General features: G+C 63.8%; 13 protein-coding genes. 4 read left to right on the top strand and 9 right to left on the bottom strand.

Annotation, left to right across the window (positions count from 1 at the left end; translation table 11 throughout):
• The first annotated feature begins 75 nt into the window (after positions 1 to 75).
• From ACR9Y2_RS24040 to ACR9Y2_RS24025, 4 genes are read left to right on the top strand one after another with little or no spacing between them, the layout of a single operon-like run.
• Positions 76 to 1,371 carry a TolC family protein gene (locus tag ACR9Y2_RS24040; RefSeq protein ID WP_435044211.1) on the top strand — a complete coding sequence of 432 codons (1,296 nt, stop codon included), beginning with the start codon at positions 76 to 78 and terminating at the stop codon, positions 1,369 to 1,371.
• A gap of 27 nt (positions 1,372 to 1,398) precedes the next feature.
• On the top strand, positions 1,399 to 2,601 hold the full coding sequence (locus ACR9Y2_RS24035) for an HlyD family secretion protein (protein WP_435044209.1): 1,203 nt from the start codon (positions 1,399 to 1,401) through the stop codon (positions 2,599 to 2,601).
• A gap of 31 nt (positions 2,602 to 2,632) precedes the next feature.
• Complete coding sequence (locus ACR9Y2_RS24030) at positions 2,633 to 4,183, top strand: DHA2 family efflux MFS transporter permease subunit (protein WP_435044208.1); 1,551 nt, start codon at positions 2,633 to 2,635, stop codon at positions 4,181 to 4,183.
• Positions 4,184 to 4,232: 49 nt separating this feature from the next.
• Positions 4,233 to 6,296 (top strand): sigma 54-interacting transcriptional regulator, encoded by a 2,064-nt coding sequence (locus ACR9Y2_RS24025; protein ID WP_435044207.1) that lies wholly within the window; start codon positions 4,233 to 4,235, stop codon positions 6,294 to 6,296.
• A gap of 24 nt (positions 6,297 to 6,320) precedes the next feature.
• Here the strand turns inward: ACR9Y2_RS24025 and ACR9Y2_RS24020 are convergent, their stop codons facing one another.
• The 9 genes from ACR9Y2_RS24020 to ACR9Y2_RS23980 all read right to left on the bottom strand — a co-directional run bounded on the left by ACR9Y2_RS24020 (position 6,321) and on the right by ACR9Y2_RS23980 (position 15,689).
• Positions 6,321 to 9,377, bottom strand: a complete 3,057-nt coding sequence (locus ACR9Y2_RS24020; protein ID WP_435044206.1) for a putative Ig domain-containing protein — start codon at positions 9,375 to 9,377, stop codon at positions 6,321 to 6,323.
• Between the two features lie 81 nt (positions 9,378 to 9,458).
• Positions 9,459 to 10,304 carry a hypothetical protein gene (locus tag ACR9Y2_RS24015; protein WP_435044205.1) on the bottom strand — a complete coding sequence of 282 codons (846 nt, stop codon included), beginning with the start codon at positions 10,302 to 10,304 and terminating at the stop codon, positions 9,459 to 9,461.
• Positions 10,304 to 11,290 carry a PHP domain-containing protein gene (locus ACR9Y2_RS24010; protein ID WP_435044204.1) on the bottom strand — a complete coding sequence of 329 codons (987 nt, stop codon included), beginning with the start codon at positions 11,288 to 11,290 and terminating at the stop codon, positions 10,304 to 10,306. The genes ACR9Y2_RS24015 and ACR9Y2_RS24010 overlap by 1 nt, the downstream gene beginning before the upstream one ends.
• Positions 11,291 to 11,393: 103 nt before the next feature.
• A complete protein-coding gene (locus tag ACR9Y2_RS24005; RefSeq protein ID WP_435044203.1) occupies positions 11,394 to 12,935 on the bottom strand; it encodes a HEAT repeat domain-containing protein in 1,542 nt (513 codons plus the stop codon).
• A gap of 74 nt (positions 12,936 to 13,009) precedes the next feature.
• On the bottom strand, positions 13,010 to 13,465 hold the full coding sequence (gene rplI / locus ACR9Y2_RS24000; protein ID WP_435044202.1) for a 50S ribosomal protein L9: 456 nt from the start codon (positions 13,463 to 13,465) through the stop codon (positions 13,010 to 13,012).
• 5 nt (positions 13,466 to 13,470) lie between these two features.
• Complete coding sequence (gene rpsR / locus ACR9Y2_RS23995) at positions 13,471 to 13,785, bottom strand: 30S ribosomal protein S18 (RefSeq protein WP_435044201.1); 315 nt, start codon at positions 13,783 to 13,785, stop codon at positions 13,471 to 13,473.
• 21 nt (positions 13,786 to 13,806) lie between these two features.
• Complete coding sequence (rpsF, locus tag ACR9Y2_RS23990) at positions 13,807 to 14,328, bottom strand: 30S ribosomal protein S6 (RefSeq protein ID WP_435044200.1); 522 nt, start codon at positions 14,326 to 14,328, stop codon at positions 13,807 to 13,809.
• Positions 14,325 to 14,927: an aminoacyl-tRNA hydrolase gene (gene pth, locus ACR9Y2_RS23985; protein WP_435044199.1), complete on the bottom strand. Its 603-nt coding sequence runs from the start codon at positions 14,925 to 14,927 to the stop codon at positions 14,325 to 14,327. The genes rpsF and pth overlap by 4 nt, the downstream gene beginning before the upstream one ends.
• A gap of 84 nt (positions 14,928 to 15,011) precedes the next feature.
• Complete coding sequence (locus tag ACR9Y2_RS23980) at positions 15,012 to 15,689, bottom strand: 50S ribosomal protein L25 (protein WP_435044198.1); 678 nt, start codon at positions 15,687 to 15,689, stop codon at positions 15,012 to 15,014.
• Positions 15,690 to 15,698 lie beyond the last annotated feature (9 nt).

Genomic DNA, 15,698 nt, shown 5'->3' with positions numbered 1-15,698 from the left:
TCAACTTCATGATTTGATTCAGCGAATCGTCTGGCACCCGGCATGCCCTTTCAGGGATGTACGGAGATGAAGACGATGAACAAAGCAATTTGGCTTCTCCCCCTGGCGCTGGTGGTAGCGCAGGGGCAGCAGCCGGCCGTGAAGCTGACACTGCGCGGCGCGGTGGATTTGGCCTTGCGGCAGAATCCGCAGATCCAGATTGCGAAGCTATCGATCGCGGAGAGCCAGCAGGACTCGGTCATCGCCAAGTCGGGGCTGTTGCCCCAGGTCGGCGTGTCGGTGAAGGAGTCGGTCCAGCGCGGCAATATTGAGACCACGCTCGGCAAACGAATCCCTGGATTCCCCCAGCATGTTGGTCCGTTCCCCATTTTCCAGCCCGGCGCCCAGGCGTCGCTCTCGGTGTTCGACCTCAGCCTCTGGAACCGCTACAAAGCCTCGAAGGCGATGGTGGACAGCGAGACGGCTCAGGAGCTTTCGACCCGCGAGCAGTATGTGCTGCTGGTGGTCTCCCAGTACCTGGCCAGCCTGCGGGCCTCGGCCGACATTACGGCGGCGCAATCCAGATTCGACCTGGCGAAGGCGCTGTTTGATCTCGCGTCGGACCTGCAGAAGAACGGAGCGGGGACTAGGATCGACAGCTTGCGGGCCCAGGTGCAGATGCAGAACGAGCAGCAGCGGCTGATCGTTGCGAAGACCCAGTATGAAACCTCTTTGTATGCCTTGGCGCGGCTGTTGAATGTGGCGGCCGTGGATTTGGACGATACCGGCACCTTCTTCCAGACCCCGGATTTCCCTGGAGACAGCGCGCTGACCTCGGCCTGGCTGCAGCGCCCTGAGATGAAGGCGTTGGCCGCCCGGATGCGCAGTCTGGAACTGGAAGAGAAAGCCGCGAAAGCCGAGAACCTGCCGAAACTGAACGTCACGGCCGGCTACAGCCTGCAGGGTACGCACCTGAACAATGCGATTCCAGCCTACAGCTATGCCGCCGAGTTGAGCATGCCTCTCTACACGGGCGGCCGCATTGGGGCGCTGACGGCGAAAGCCCAGATCGAAATCAAGAAACTGCTGCAGCAGCGCCACGAACTGGAGAACCAAATCGGCCAGGAGGTGAAGACTTCGCAGGCCGAGTTGAAAGCCGCCCGGACACAGGTGGATGTGGCCAACTCCACCGTGGAACTGGCCAGAGAGGAGGTTTCGCAGGCGCGGGACCGGTTCTCAGCCGGGGTGGCGAACAACATCGAAGTGATCACGGCCCAGGACGAACTGGCCAGGGCCAGCGATCAACAGATTGCGGCGCTCTACCGCTACAACCAGGCGCGCGCCGAGCTGGCGCGGGCGACGGGCCAGATGGAACTGATGTACACGCGTTAAGCGACTGGGATGAAGGAGAAGACGCACATGAAACGGAATTGGAAAATCATCGCCGCGAGCGCCGCTGTGGTCGCCATCGCACTGGGCTCGATGGCCTTCCTGAGCCTGCAGGGCCGGGAAACGACGGACAATGCCCAGGTGGACGGAAACCTGGTGCCGGTGGCGTCGAAGGTGTATGGAAACGTCGCACGCGTGGCGGTTAATGACAACCAGGTGGTGAAGCCCGGCGATGTTCTGGTGGAGATCGACGCCCGTGACTACGAAGTGAAGGTGCGGCAGGCGCGGGCCGCGCTGGCGCTGGCGGAGAGCCAGTCGGCCGCGGCGGCGGTGAGTGTGCCCCTGACGGCGGAGACGACGTCGAGCAATACGGCCGGCGCCCAGGCGCAATTGCAGACGGCCGAAGCTGAACTGCTGCGGGCGCAGGTGAACCTGGAGCAATCGGCTGGATCGGAACTGGCCTACGCGCGGGCAAATGTCGCGGCGATGAAGGCCAATAACGAGAAGGCGCAGGCGGACCTGGAGCGCATGGGTCCGCTGGCTGAGAAGCAGGAAATCTCGCGTCAGCAGTACGACGCGTATGTGGCGGCGGCGCGTGTAGCGGAGAGTCAGTGGCAGGCAGCCAAAGAGAAACTGGATTCGGCCGGCAAGGACACTGAGAACAAGCGGGCCGCGATCTTAGCCTCCAGGGCGCGGGTGGAAGAGGCTCGAGCGTCGGTCTCGCAGGCGCGGGCCGGGCAGCGCCAGGTGTCGGTGCGAACCGCGGAGGCGCAGTCGGCTCTGGCTTCGATCGAGCAGGCGAAGGCAAATCTGGCGTACGCCGAACTGCAGTTGAGCTACACGCAGATCAAGGCGCCGGTTGCGGGCGTAGTGACGCGCAAGAGCGTCGAGCAGGGGCAAATCCTGCAACCCGGCCAGGGCCTGCTGATGCTGATTCCGCTGGAAGGCACGTGGGTGACGGCGAACTTTAAGGAGACGCAACTGCGCGACGTGAGGCCGGGCCAGAAGGCCGAGATCGATGTGGACATGCTGGGCCGCAAGGTGACGGGCCGCGTGGACTCCGTCGCAGGCGCGACAGGCGCCCGCATGAGCCTGCTGCCGCCTGAGAATGCCACGGGCAACTTCGTGAAAGTGGTGCAGCGAGTGCCGGTAAAGATCGTCCTCGACAAGCTGCCGCAGGGCATGCTGCTGCGCCCCGGCTTGAACGTGGAAGCCACGATCGTGACGAAGTAGGCACTGCGCGAATAAGGATCTGGAGATCGTCATGAGGAAGACAAGTCCGTGGACCATCGCGCTGGTGGTGATGCTGGCCACGTTCATGGAAGTGCTGGACACCAGTGTGGCCAATGTGGCCCTGCCGCACATTGCCGGCAGTCTTTCGGCATCGGTGGATGAGAGCACCTGGGTACTGACGTCGTACCTGGTGTCGAATGCGGTGATTCTGCCGTTGAGCGGCTGGCTTTCGGCCGTGTTCGGCCGCAAGCGGTTCTACATGGTCTGCGTGCTGCTGTTCACCATCAGTTCCCTGATGTGCGGCTTTGCGCTGAGCCTGGGCATGCTGATTCTCTTCCGGGTGTTGCAGGGCGTGGGCGGCGGAGCGCTGCAGCCCGTATCGCAGGCGATCGTCCGCGAGAGCTTCCCGGCCGATAAGCAGGGCATGGGCATGGCGATCTACGGCATGGGCGTGGTGCTGGCTCCAGTGATCGGACCGACGCTGGGCGGCTGGATCACAGACAACTTCTCGTGGCGCTGGATCTTCTTCATCAACATCCCGGTGGGCCTGTTGTCGTTGACCTTGACCAACTGGCTGATCCACGATCCGCCCTATCTGGAACGCGTCAGCATGAAGGAATCGAAGCTGGATTACGTCGGCCTGAGCCTGCTGACCCTCGGCCTGGCTTCGCTGGAAATCGTGTTGGACGAAGGCCAGCGGAACGACTGGTTCGGTTCCCAGTTCATCGTGCGCTCGGCGTTGCTGGCGGTAATCGGCCTGGTGGGCGTGGTGTGGTGGGAACTGCGCCAGAAGAACCCGGTTGTGGACTTTCGGCTTCTGAAGGAGCGGAACTTCGCGATCTCGACGGTGGCCATGTTCATCCTGGGCTTTGTGCTTTATGGCAGCACGATGCTGATCCCGCTGTTCCTGCAGCAGTTGATGGGCTACACGGCGACGCTGAGCGGCCAGGTGCTTTCACCGGGCGGCCTGGTGATCCTGCTGATGATGCCGGTGGTGGGCATCCTGCTGCGCAAGTTCGAGGCACGGCGCCTGGTGGCGGTGGGCTTCGGCATTTCGGCGATTGGATTGTGGATGATGACGCGGTTGAGCCTGGAGGCCGACTTCGGCACCTTCGCGGCGGCGCGCGCGGTGCAGAGCCTCGGCCTGGCCTTCCTGTTCGTGCCGATCAATGCGATGGCATTCAACTTCATCGCGAAGGAGAAGACGAGCTACGCGACGGGCATCATCAACCTGGCGCGCAATGTTGGCGGCAGCGCGGGCATCGCGATGGCGAGCACGCTGCTGGCCCGGCGGGCGCAATTCCACCAGAACCGCCTGGTGGATCACCTGACCCCATTCGACGGCGCCTACAGGGCGATGCTCGAGTCCACGCAACACGTCATGCAACTGGGCGGTTCCAGCGCGGCCGATGCGGCGCAGAAGGCGTTCGGGATGATGTATGGACTGACCGTGAAGAACGCCACGCTGCTGGCCTTCATCGATGGCTTCTGGGTACTGGCTGTGCTATTCGCAGTCGCGGTGCCCCTGACGTTCTTCATGAAGAAGAGCGGAGTGACGACCGGACCGATTCACGTTGATTGAGCAGGAAGCAGTTCGCGAACGGGCAGGCCGATCGGGCTACCCTGGAGGGGTGGACGACAGCTTCCTCGCCCTGCTCGATGTCTCGCGGTCCATTCTGAGGCATCAGGATATGCAGGCTTTACTGCGCGATTTATACAACACCCTGCCCAAGGTGGTGGAACTCGATTACGTCACCATTGTGCTGCACAATGCGGAGCGGGATGAGATGCGGATGCACTGGCTGGAGACGAGCGACGGCCACATTCCGGACGTTCCGCATCATGCGCTCAAGGTGGATGAATCTCCGGCCGGGCTGTCGTGGCGGCGCCAGGCTCCTGTGCTGATCGACGACCTCTCCCAAGAGAAACGGTGGCCCCTGCTGATTGGCAAGCTGCGCGAGAACGGTGTCGCATCGTGCGCTTACCTGCCGCTGACGACCGCGCAACGCAGGCTCGGCGCCATGGGCTTTGGCCGGACGTCATGGAAGCCTTTCCTGCCGCGGGACATCGAATTCATGCAGCATGTGGCGGCACAGGTGGCGGTCGCGGTCGACAATGTCCTGAACTACGAAAAAGCCCTCTGCTTCCAGAAAAAGCTGGAGCATGAGCGGGACCGGCTCAACGTTCTGCTGGAGATCACCAATGCGTTGATGGGCTCGCTGGAGCCGAACACGCTGTTCTCCGGCATCGTGGGCGGCCTGCGGCGCGTGGTGGCTCACGATTATGCCAGCCTGGCGGTGCTTTCTCCAGATGGCCAGGTGATGCAGCTCTACGCGTTGGACTACCCCAGCGGCGAGCTGTTCATGAAGGAGGGGATGCACATCCCCCTGGACTTATCCCCTGCCCGGATTGCCGTGGAGACACAGAAACCGCTGATCGCCGACCGGGCCAAATTGATGGAGTTCGACAGCCCGGTGTCGCGGCGGCTGTTGGAAGAGGGGTTCCAAAGTGCCGTCAGCGTGCCCCTGATCGTGCGTGGCAAGGTGATCGGCACCCTGAACCTGAGCAGCTTCGAGAAAGACGCGTTTCATGACGAGGATGTGCAGTTCCTGTCGCAGGTGGCCGCGCAGATCGCCATCGCGGTGGCGAATACGTTCGCATTTCGCGAGATCCAGGTGCTGCGGGACAAGCTCTCGGACGAGAAGCTGTATCTCGAGGAAGAGATCCGCACCGAATATAACTTCCGCGAAATGATTGGCGACAATGCGGACTTCCGCGCCGTGCTGCAGCAGGTGCAGACCGTGGCGCCCACGGACGCGAGCGTGCTGATCATCGGCGAAACGGGCACCGGCAAGGAGTTGATCGCGCGGGCCATCCACGAGATGAGTCCGCGGGCGGAGCGAACCTTCGTCAAGCTGAACTGCGCGGCGATTCCGACCGGCCTGCTGGAGAGCGAAATGTTCGGGCACGAGCGCGGCGCGTTCACTGGCGCCATCCAGCAGAAACTGGGCCGCTTTGAGCTGGCGCACGAAGGTACGCTTTTCCTGGACGAAGTCGGCGACATTCCACTGGAGTTGCAGCCAAAACTGCTGCGCGCCCTGCAGGAGCACGAGTTTGAACGGCTGGGCGGAACGAAGACGTTGAAGGTGAATGTGCGGCTGGTGGCGGCGACACACCGCAATCTGCAGCAGATGGTGGCCGAGGGCAGTTTCCGCATGGATCTGTTCTACCGGTTGAATGTGTTCCCGGTGCTGCTGCCTCCGCTGCGGTCGAGGCGGGACGACATCCCGCTGCTGGTGCGGCACTTCGTGCAGAAGTTCGCGCGGCGCATGGGCCGTAAAATCGAACGGATCCCCGGGGAAATCATGGAGGCGCTGGCACGCTATGATTGGCCGGGCAACGTGCGCGAGTTGGAGAATCTGATGGAGCGGGCGGTGATCCTGTCGCCCAACGAGGTGCTGCGGGTCCCGCTGAGTGAACTGAAGAATGCAGCGCAGGCGGAGAGCACTCCGGTCGCGCCGGGCGCTTCGAGTTTGATGACCCTGCAGGAAGCCGAGCGCGGCCACATCCTGCAGGTGCTGCGCGAATCGAAGTGGCAACTGAGCGGCGAGGGTGGTGCGGCGGCCCGGTTGGGGATGAAGCGCACCACCCTGCAGTCCAGGATGAAGAAGCTGGGCATTGCCCGGCCGGTTTGAGTCCAGCCGGGCAGCACCGCCCTGTTAGGGTCGAACCGCGACCGGGATCGAAGTGAAACTCAACGTGGGGCTGAAGCGCAGGCCTAAAGCCGTGATGCCCGCGGCCTGGTCGCTTTGAAACTCCACCACACCGCGGCGGCCGGCCAGCGCCGGATAGCGATCAGTTACGGCAAAGGACATGTGCCCGTTGGCGGGCAGCAGGATGATGTCGCGCGACAGTTCGGCGCCGGAGTCGTCACGCTGGATGGCCGTGATGGAGGCCTGGGCTGTCGACAGATTCACCAGGGCGATGCCCGTGGCGAAGCCAATCGAATTGTCATAGGTGACGAGGACTGCCGTGCGGCCCTTGGTTTCAAGCGGTGAGGTGCCCTCGGAGTCCCGGCCATCGCCGCCGCGCTGGCGGAAGATGGCATAGCCCGCGAGGGTGCCGGTGCCCTGGACATCGGCCCAACCGACCGTCGTCGTCGAAACGGGCGCCTCAGTTTCTATGAGGAGTGTGGCATTGGGGGCCAGGGTCGTATTGACCGGGCCGCCGGCCTGGGTAACGGAAGCGCCAGCCTGGGTGATGGTCATGGGCAGGTCGAGCAAAGTGCCGTCTTCCGCCATGAACTGGACCTTCACGGGAGCCGTAGCGGCGCCCACGTTCAGCAGGCTGATGGTGGTCTTCCAACCGCCGCCGGACGCCACTTGGGAAATGATGCCCGCGCGCGGCGCGACACCGGCCGCGTCGACGGTCAGGGTCATGGGGGCGGTGGCGAATACGCCTGTACTGTCGCTGACACGCACCGAGAAGAAGAAGTTGCCGGTGGTGGTGGGCTGTCCGGAAAGAACTCCGGCGGTGGTCAGCATGAGGCCGGGCGGCATGGCGCCGGAGTTCAGGGCCCAGGTGAACGGAGCTGTCCCGCCCTGCACCGTGAACTGGGTGGAGTAGGCCGTACCGATCGCGCCATTTGGCAGGGCCGAGGCCGTGGTAATCTGCAGGGCCGCGCCGACGGTGATGATGTAGTTGGCCGTGGCGCTGCCGCCCGCCGCATCCGTGACGCGGACGCTGAACGAAGAGGTGCCGGCCGTGGTGGGCACTCCGCTGATGGCTCCGGCGGCAGTGAGCTGCAAGCCGGGCGTGAGCGTGCCGGTCGCGAGCGACCAGGTGTAGGGTGTGGTGCCGCCAGAGGCCGCGAGATTCTGGGAATACTGGATGCCTGGCGTGCCGTTGGGCAGTGAGGCGGTAGTGATATTCAGCGCGGCTCCGCTGATGACCAGCGTGAAAGCCTTGGTGCTGAAGGCGGAGATGGCGTCGGCGACGCGGAGCGTGAAGTTGAAGACGCCATTGACGGTGGGTGTGCCGCTGAGGACACCGGCTGGCGAGACAGCCAGGCCCGGCGGCATGGTGCCGGAAAGCAGCGTCCAGAGGTAAGGCGAAGTGCCTCCGGCGGCGGCGAGTGTCTGAGAGTAGGCTGCGCCCACGGCTCCGTTGGGCAGCGAGGCGGTGGAGATCACCACTCCGGCCGCGACCGTAAACGTGTAGGTCTGGTACGCTTCGTGCCCGGCTGAATCGACGACGCGCACAGTGGGCCCGTAGTTTCCGGCGGCTGTGGGGGTTCCCGAGATCACGCCGGTGTTGCTGAGCGAAAGGCCGGGTGGCATGACGCTGGCGACGATGGACCCGGAGTATAGATTCCAGGTATAGGGCGGGGTTCCACCGGTAGCGGCGAGGGTGAGCGAATAGGCAGCCCCGAGAGAGGCGGCCGGCAGGGTGGTGGTGGTGATGGCCAGCCCCGAGGAGGTCGAGATGGAAAAACTGCGCGTGGCCTGGAGTCCGGTGCTGTCGGTGGCGCGCACGGTGAAGCCGTAGGAACCCGCCGTGGTTATTGTGCCGGTGATGGTGCCGTTGGAGTTGAGGGTCAGGCCGGGCGGCAGGCCGGCGGAGGCGAGGCTCCAGGTATAAGGCGCGGTTCCGCCGGTGGCGGCGAGGATCTGGTTGTAGGCGCCGCCGACCACACCGTTCGGCAGGCTCGCGGTGGTGATGGTGAAGGCGGGCACGGTGCCCTGGATCACAAAATTGAAGAGGACTGTGTTCGTCCCGACGGCCAGCTTGACCTGGAAGGAGCCGGGTGTGGTGCCCAGCAGGACGTTGGCGGAGACATAGCCGGAAACGTCAGAGGTGGAGACCGTACTGGTGAGGGAGGCGGAGCCGGGTGTGACGACAGACCACTGTACGGCCTTGCCGGCTACGGGATTGTTCAGGGAATCCAGGATCCGGGCCACCAGTTGTACGGGCAGCGCCTGGCCGGGCTGGCCGGACTGATTGTTGCCCTGGGTGATGGTGGGCGTGGGATCGCCGGGCAGCATGGTGAGGTGGATGGTCTGCGTGCGGTAGGCTCCGACGTCGATGACCAGGTCGGTGGTGCCGGGCGTGCCGCTGGCCTGGATCTCGCAGGAGGCTGTGCCGTCAGCGCCCGTGAGGACGGTGCCGCCGGTGCAGGAGGCGACTGGCCCAGTGAGGGGGTCCTGGTTCAAGGTCCGGACCGAGAGGCCGACCCCTGGGATGGGCAGGCCGGCCGAACCTCCGTTGGCGCCGCTGGTGGAGACGACGATGCGCGCGGCGTCGGCCACGCGTTCACCGGCTTTCAGGGTGATCGGGGCGCCTTGCAGTGGCTTCAGGAAATCGACCAGTGGCTGGTAGTTGGCCGCGCCGGTCTGGAAAGGGTAGGAGACGATCGAGAAACTGGTGCTGCCGATGTCGGTGGTGGCCGTGACTGTGTAGGAAAGAAAGCCCACACCGGCGGAGAAAGATCCACCGGCCACGAACTGCAGCGAGGCGAGGCCATTCGCGTCCGTCGTGGTCGTGCTGGGGCTGGCATAGCTGATGCCCCCGACGTCGGTCCATTTCACCGGTTTGCCGGCCACGGGCTTGCCCGCGCCATCCACCACCTGGACGACCAGGGGCTGGGTTGGGGAGTAGAAGAGGAGGACGAGCTGCCCGTCGCCGGAGACCTTCTGGATGCGTGTCTGGGCCACAGCGGGCCAGGCAGCGCAAAGCATGGCGCAGAGGAGGAGGAAACGCGCGGCGATAAATTTCATTGATTCCAGCATACGCGAGGGGGCTATTCGAACGATTCCGGGCTCGTTCGCTGCATGTTTGCCCGGTCGCTGGAAGCCGGCTTACTTCTTGCCGGGCCGGATGTTACTGCCCTTGCTCTCGATCATCTTCACGTCCGAGGACAACGTGAAAAGTTCATCGGTGAGGCCCTGATTGATGCTGATGGAATCGGCGAACATCTCGAAATTCCGCTCACCATTCCGTTCACGCCGGATGACGAAAGGCCACATGACGCCGCCGCCGATATCGCGATATTTGTCGAAGATCGTGACCTCCTCGATGCGGTCCCTGGTTTTGGGGTCGCGGCGGTCCCAATACTGCTTCATGGGCAGCTTGGTGGACTGGTGGAACCAGACCTTGGTCACTCGGTTGTCGCTGTCGACAATGTCGACCACATTGCAGGGCTGGTTCTCGACGATGTCGACGCCGGCGGGATCGAAGGTGAGGCCGGGCTCCTTCAGGCGCATGCGGAAGGTATAGAGCACATTGTGGAACAGCGTCTCCTGATAGGTATCGAAGACCGGCTTGTCCAGCGGCTTGGCGCCTTTGTAGGTGATCTCGTAGCCGCCCAGTTCGTTGTAGACGACGAAGTAGTCCTCGTTCTTCTTGCCGAAGGCGCGCCTCTCGCGGATACCGAAGAAGTTGGGTTTCATCGGCTCCGGGGCAAGCAGGTAGCGGGTGTACACCTTGGCGCGGGACATGCCGGAGAGGTTTTCGCGGTAGAAGGCATAGAAGCGCCCCTCTTCCACGCGGTCCTGCATGGCGAGGAACTTGTCGCCGCCCAAAGCCTGGAGGGCATCCTGGACGACCTTGGCGGCGGCCTTTGGTGTTCGCTCCTGTTGGGCGGTCGCCAGCGTCGAGGCGATGGAGGCAAAGGCAACGATGGAGAGGAAGGCTGACCGGCTCATTAACTCGATTGTAGCGGGGCCGGGAAGGCGGCTGTCGCGGCGGCTGTCCGGGGGCGGCTCCAGAGGGTGCGCAGCGAGACCAGGGCACCCTGGCGCCGGACCAGCACCCGATCGATCCAGCGCGATCCATCGGGCTGGCGGCTGAAGACCGAAAGGACGTCGGAGGTAATCCGCTGGCCGCGCGGTTTGCGGTAGGCGGGCATGGCGAGCACGCGGCTGATGCCGTGATCCCGCACCTCCTCGACGAATTCACCGAACGTACATGCGTTCGTGACATTCAGCAACACGTTCGGCTCACAACCGTGACGGTCGCCCCCGGCGACGGCAGGCAGACCGCTTTCGCGGGCCCAGCGCAGGACGCGGCGATTGTCGCTCCAGGGACGCAGTCCGTTCAGTTCCAGGGCGTGGATCCAGGGCCGGTGCTGGCGCAGGAACTCGCGGGCGGCCTGTTCGTGCTCTCCGGGCGGCAGCCCCTTCTCATCCCACAGCGGATGATTGAAGACGATGAGAACGGATGGATCCTCGGCCAACCAGTCGAGGATGCCGGGCAGCTCCTGCGTGTCAGGGTTTGCCGTGTAGCGGGCCAGGACCCGCATGCGTTCAGCGGCGCGGCGCGGCGGCAGGTTGTGGAGACCCAGATGGAAGAACGTGGGGCCCCAGGGCACGGTCCATTCCACGCTGACGGGCACGTCGCGACTGCCGGGCTGGGCGCGCAGCGACAGGGGTGCGTCGATGTTGTCGTGGTCGGTAATCGAGACCAGGGGCAGCAGGCCGAGGCTCTCAATCTGGGCGCGCTCCAGCTGCAAGGCCGGGCCCGCGGCGAGCGGCGGAGTCCACCAGAGTCCGCGGAACAGGCCCGCAATGCTGCGAACGTGGTCGAGGCGCTCCACGGAATGCGAGGTGTGGCTGTGAAGTGAAACGGCGGCGCGAAAGGCGCGCAGCCGGGGAGAGGTGGGTCGGGCGATGATCTGAGTGGAGTGCGGCATGGCGGTTATCTCCGCTGTCGCACCCAGAGTGACCGGGCTGCGTGACAGCCCGATGCACCCTATATGAATTCTCAGTCAAACAGAATGACAGGTAAATGTTTGTTCACGCGGGCGCGCCGCAGCACTTCTTGTACTTCTTGCCGCTGCCGCAGGGGCAGGGATCGTTGCGGCCGACTTTTTCGCTGCGCACAGTCTCCAGGGGAGTGGTAGCCGGAGCGTGGGTATGCGTGTGGTCGTGGCCTTCGTGTCCGCCTTCTTCCTCATCGTCGGGGAAGAACACCGGCTGGTAGCCTTCGCGCTCCAGGCGCCGGTCAATGGCCATGCAGACGGACTCCTCTTCGGAATCGTTGAGGCCGTCAGCACGGTCGCTGATCATGTCGAGCAGCTTGCCTGCGCTCTTGGGCGTCGTGTTGTGGCGCACGCTCAGCGCGTAGGCGAAGAGCGCCTCTTCACGCACCTCATCGTCCTTGAACATGGGGACGAGCTCCATCGAGAGGTCCGGCAGCGGAAATGCACCGACGCCCTGGATGGCCTGGCGGCGGACGTCCAGGTCCTCGCTCTTGAGGTTGGACGGGAAGTACTTCTTGTAGCGGGTGTCGAACGAGCGCCACATGGTGTGGAGCGCGGCGGCCCGGCAGTCGTCGGTGGCGTAGGCCTCCATCAGCGCGTCGTGGACCTCAGGCTCGCCCGTGGCGCCGGCCAGGCCGATCAGGGCGCCCAGCCATTCGTCCTTGTTCTCGCGTTTGGTCTCAAGCGCTTTGCCCAGCAGTTCGCGGACGGCCGGCTCGGCCACGCGCTCGCCGAGGGCGCGCAGGGCGGCCCCGCGGACCTTCGGGTCGGTATCGTCCGCGGCCAGGGTCAGCAGGCGGTCGCGGATGTCGTCGGGGAAGTCGTCGTCGGTGAAGCTGGCCGCGGCGCGGGTACGGTAGGCGGGATCGGCGCAGGCGAAGAAGTCGACCACATGCTCGGGGTCCATCTGGTCAAACAGTGGCATGGCCTCGGCCGGGTAGAGGGCGAGGATGTCGAACTCTTCGGGCTCATGCGCGCCGCGCTCGTTGTTCAGGGCGTCGACACACTCCAGCAAAACTTTGCGTTCTTCGCTCTTCTCGGGTGCATTCTCCGCACAGGCACTGACGGTGTCGCGCAGGCTGGGGTCGCCGTACAGGCCGGCGCAGAGGGCGCCTTCGTAGGGATCGCGGGCCAGCGTGTCTTCGACCAGGGCACGGATACGGGCATCGTGCACGCCCAGGGTGACCAGTAGGAACACGACATCCGGGCGGTCGTCGGCGGAACTGCTCTCGTGGAAGGCGAGCAGGGGCTCGACGGCTGGAGCACCGAGGTCGGCAAAGGCCTCGACGAGCTCGTCGGGGATGGAGTCACCGCGTTTGGCGAGCAGCGTGAGGTAGAAGGGAATGGCTGCGGGATCGCGGAACTGGCGGAAGAGATCGAAGGACTGTTCGGTGAGGTCGAGCAGGACTTCTTCACGCGGTTCGGCGGCAAAGGGGACGAGAGCGGCCAGGGTTTCCTCGCGGCGGGCGAGAAGCGACTTCAACAGGCGCTGATCGAAACCGATCAGGCCCTGCTCGGCCTCCAACAGGAGCTGCGAGACGGGGGTAGCGTCGAACTGTTCGGGAAAAGTAGGCACGTTGGGGAAAGTAAAAAGGGCCCGCCGCTGCCCATGCCTTGGCATGGCTGGCGGCGGGCCCGCTGAACCGGAAGCTACTGCGCTTCTTCTTCCTTGTTCACCGACAGGCTGACCTCGGCGGTCACCTCGCGGTGGAGTTTGATGGCGATCTTGTGCTCGCCCAGGGTCTTGATCGGAGCGTCGAGCTGGATCTTCTTGCGGTCGATCTGGTAGCCCTGCTTCTCAAGCAGATCGGCGATGTCCTTGGCGGTGACGGAACCGAACAGGACGTCCGATTCGCCGGCCTTCTGGACCGACGTGAGCTTGAGCGCGCCCAGCAGCTTGGCCAATTCCTCGGCCGAAGCCTTGTCTTTGGCTTCGCGGCGGAGAGCCGCGTCGCGTTCCTGGGCGACGATCTTCTTGTTGGATTCGTTGGCGGCCACGGCCAGTTTCTTGGGCAGCAGGAAGTTGCGGGCGTAACCCGACGCCACTTTCACAACCTGGCCGCGTTGGCCGAGCTTGTCTACGTCTTCGCGGAGGATGACATCCATGGGCGTTATCTCTCCCTCTCGATGCCGCCCGCGAAGGGCAGCAGCGCGATGTTGCGGGCCAGCTTGATGGCCTCGGTGATGCGGCGCTGGTTCTGGGCGTTCAGGCCGGAGATGCGGCGGGGTACAATCTTGCCGCGCTCCGTGATGAACTGCGAAAGCAGCCGGGTGTCTTTGTAGTCGATGTAGTCGATCTTCTCAATACAGATGCGATCGACCTTCTTGCGGCGGAAATACTGACGCTTACCCGTGGCGATGGCCTTGTCGGTACCGGTCGGCCTCTGGGAAGCGGCGATGGGGCGTCCACCCTTTTGTTCAGCCATGGTGATTTATGCCTCCTGTTCCTATTCCTGGGTCTCGGTCACAACTGCGGCTTCGGGCGCCGCGGCTACGGGTTCGGCCGGAGCAGCGGCAACGGCTGCTTCGACAGGCGCCGGAGCACCCGGCATGGGCGCACCCGGAGTGGCCACAGCAGCAGGCGCGGCGGGCATCACGGCGCTGGGCGCCGGACGTTCCACCACCGGACGCCGCTTCGCACGCTTCTCGCGCTGCTTCGTCCGCTTCTCCAGCTTCTTCAGCTTCTCGTCAATGCGCACGGTGATCCACTTCATCACCAGATCGGTCACGCGCATACGACGCTCCACTTCCTTCACCGTCCCGGCTTCCGCCGAGAACTGGATCAGGGTGTAGAACCCTTCGCTGCGCTTGTTCACGCGATAGGCGAGCCTGCGCACGCCCCACTTGTCCACCTTGTCGATCGTCCCGCCGGCGGAAGTGATTACCTGCTTGATCTGCTCAATGTAGGCATCAATTTCTTCCTCGGTCACGTCGGGACGAACGATGAAGAGCTCTTCGTAGATCCTCATTCTTCCTCTCTTATTGGCCCCTGGGCGCGGCGGTTGTAAGCCGCCATGGCCTTATCGACGCCCTGGGCGATAATGGACTCCACTGCCGTGCTTGCGGCATCCAGCAGCTCATCCAGTTCCTTCATCTGCACGCTCTTAAACGGAGCGAGCACGAACCTGGCAGCATCGCTCACCGGATGGTCCGGACGGATACCCAACCGCAAGCGGGTAAATTCGTCCGTGCCCAGACACCGTATGACGTCTTTCACGCCATTGTGTCCCCCGGCCGAGCCTTTGGGCCGGACCCGCACGTGTGTCCACGGCAGGTCCAACTCGTCAAACACCAGAATCAGGCGGTCCGGCTTCAGGCTGTATTTTTCCAACAAGCCCTTCACCGACTGTCCGCTTAGATTCATGAACGTCTGGGGCTTGGCCAGCAGGGCCGGCTTGCCTTCCAACGTTCCAAAACCCACAACCGCCCGGCATTCCAGCCGGCTGAGCCGAATCGAATGGCGCGCGGCCAGACGGTCCAGGGCCAGAAACCCAAGATTATGGGGTGTCTGCTCATACTCAGGACCAGGGTTACCCAGCCCCACCACCAAAATCTCCGGATCCGGCATTCTGCTTTCGACTCAAGGCGGCTGCCCCGGCGGCCGGATCCTTTCGAATCCAACCGCCGGAGCATCAATACCCGGTTGGGCGGTTTACTTCTTCTTCTTCGCGTCGGCTGCCGGAGCAGCTTCGTCTTCCTTCTTGCCCTTCTTGATCACTTCGGGTTCAGCAGTCTTGGCTGCATCTTCCTCAGTGGTCTCTGCGCCGCCACGAGCCGCGACAACGTGGGAAACGACCTGATCAGGCGCGTTCACCAGCTTCATCGAACCCGTGAGAGGCAGATCGCTGGCGCGCAGCGCGTCACCCAGCATCAGGTGCGTTACGTCGATGTCGAACTTCTCCGGAATGTCGTCCGGCAGGCACTCGATCTCGATTTCACGGGACACGATCTCATGCAAACCACCCTGGGCCTTCACGCCCCTGGGATCGCCCAGCGGATGGACCGGAACTTTGACCCGGAGCCGCTTGTTGAGATCGATGCGCAGCATATCCACGTGAAGCAGGTTGTTCTTCACGGGATCGTGCTGCCAGTCGACCACCATCACCGGCGTGCTTTCCGCACCCGCGATGTCGACGTTGAAAATCGTGTTGACGCCCGAACCGGAGTGCAGAATTTTGTTCACTTCCTTGGGGCTGACCGTCACGGCCACGGCGTCTTTGCCGGTGCCATACACCACGGCGGGGATTCGCTGCTGGACCCGCAGCCGCCGGGCCTCGTTCTTGCCCCGCGACGAGCGGGGTTCGGCGGCAATGGTGATGTCCTTTCGCATATTACGCTC

Origin of the sequence: Paludibaculum fermentans, from assembly GCF_051172195.1 — a bacterium.
Taxonomy (GTDB): Bacteria; Acidobacteriota; Terriglobia; order Bryobacterales; family Bryobacteraceae; genus Paludibaculum; species Paludibaculum fermentans_A.
This window is presented reverse-complemented; position numbering and strand designations above follow the sequence as displayed.